The organism is Rhodococcus sp. (in: high G+C Gram-positive bacteria) (assembly GCF_049286785.1).
Taxonomy (GTDB): Bacteria; Actinomycetota; Actinomycetes; order Mycobacteriales; family Mycobacteriaceae; genus Rhodococcus_F.
This window is the reverse complement of the sequence record NZ_JBAQEO010000319.1, coordinates 1-1,737: the sequence shown is the minus strand read 5'-3', so window position 1 is coordinate 1,737 and position 1,737 is coordinate 1. Positions and strand designations below refer to the sequence as shown.

Sequence of the window (1,737 nt, the reverse complement as noted above, 5' to 3'; positions counted from 1 at the left end):
GTATGAGGCCGGTCGAGATCATCGCCGCGGCCAGGAAGATCAAGGCGGAGGTGAAGCCCATTGTGCTCAGGAGAGCGGCGAGGATGAAGGTGCTCGCGAAGGTCATCATGCGGGCGATGCCGTTTGCTGTCCCCGCGCCGAGAGCACGCAGGTGGGTCGGGAAGATCTCCGGCATATATGTGTAGAAGCAGGCCGACCCGGCATACATGAGGAAGGTGATCACCAGTCCCGATGCCAGGACGATCGCGGGTGTGTCGCTGATTCCGAACAGGAGCATGAAGATGCCGATGACGACGAAGAGGAAGAATATCGCCGTCTTACGTTCGAACTTGTCGATGAACAACATCGCGGCGAGCGCGCCGGGGACGGCCGCCAACGACAGGATGGAGGTGTAGGCGAGGCTTTCCGGGCCGGTAAGTCCGTTCTCGGTCAGCAATGTCGGTAACCACGCGGTGAATCCGTAGTAGCCGACGAGTGCAAGGCCATAGCCGATCCCCAGAACTGCGGTGCGTCGCAGGTACCCCAGACGGAGCAGGTCCGATGCCTGTGCCGCTGGTACCGACTGATCGGCATCGACGGGATCGGGCAACGGTGCCGAGGTCTTGGTGATGGCCTCCTCTTCGAGGAGTCGAACCGCAATATCGGCCTCTTCGTGGTGTCCGTGCGAGTCCAGCCACCGTGGTGATTCCGGAAGCCACCGCCAGACGAAGATGACGAGCACGGCGCCTGAGGACCCTACGACGTAGACCCAACGCCAGTTGGAGGCGCCGAGCGGGATGATCCACCGAGAGAACCAGGCAAGCGCAGGAACGCCGAGCAGACTGGCAGCCAGCACGATTGCCTGGACCCTGCCGCGGTAGTTCTGCGGAAATGCCTCTGCCACATAGGTCAAGAGCACGACGACGAGCGCCTGGAGGCCGGCGCCGGTCAGAAATCGGTAGATGGAAAGGTCCACAATGCCGATGGAAATGGCGGTCAGTAGACTGCACAGGCTGTAGAAGAGGGTTGCGCCGATGCACACCCGTTTCCTGCCGAAACGGTCAGCGAGTCTTCCCCCGATGATCGAGCCGAAGAACATTCCGATGAACGCGGCCGATGTAGCCACGCCGATCTGACCTATGGACAGGCCCCACTGTTCGCGGATGGCCGGGGCCGTGTAGGCCAACGCGCTGAGGTCTGCCATGTCGAACATCAGCAGGCCGGTGAGCAAGATCATCCAGATGTAGTGGGTGCGGGTGAGGGTGGATAGTCGATTCAGTCGTCCGCTGATCTTCCACGGATCGAGCGTACTGTCGGTGAGACTGGACATGAGTTCCTTATCTGTCCTGGTGGTGGGGGATCCGTGCGGGCACCCGATTCCCAGAGGGGCGTGCGCGGAGAGCAACGCACGTTAGCGTGCTCGATCTCGATGCGACGTTGAATCCGAAATCAGTGCCGGTCGGGTCAGGGTGAATCCGCCGTCGAGCGGAATATGCTGTCCCGTGACGTAACTCGATGCGTCCGGCCACAAGTAGTGGACGGTGCCGATCACATCGGACACTCCGTTGGCCGTTCGACCGCGAGGCGCGCGGTGAGCCACTCCGGGGATTTCATCGGAATCACCCATGGCGGCCGTCATTTCCGTAGGAAGAAGCCGGGCGCGGGAGCGTTGACTCGGATGCTACACCGGCCTACTGGACCGTGAGTTCACCCGCCGGGCCTAGGAATTGCCGTGATGGCTCTCGCCGGCTCGACGTG

General features: G+C 61.9%; 1 protein-coding gene and 1 pseudogene. Both read right to left on the bottom strand.

Going from position 1 to position 1,737, the window contains the following annotated elements; translation table 11 throughout:
• A partial coding sequence (locus tag WAW17_RS12210) for an MFS transporter (RefSeq protein WP_422333239.1) occupies window positions 1-1,309 on the bottom strand: 1,309 nt, incomplete at its 3' end.
• Window positions 1,310-1,390: 81 nt separating this feature from the next.
• Window positions 1,391-1,621, bottom strand: a pseudogene (locus WAW17_RS12205) (SDR family oxidoreductase); the annotation flags it as partial.
• Between the last annotated feature and the right edge of the window lie 116 nt (window positions 1,622-1,737).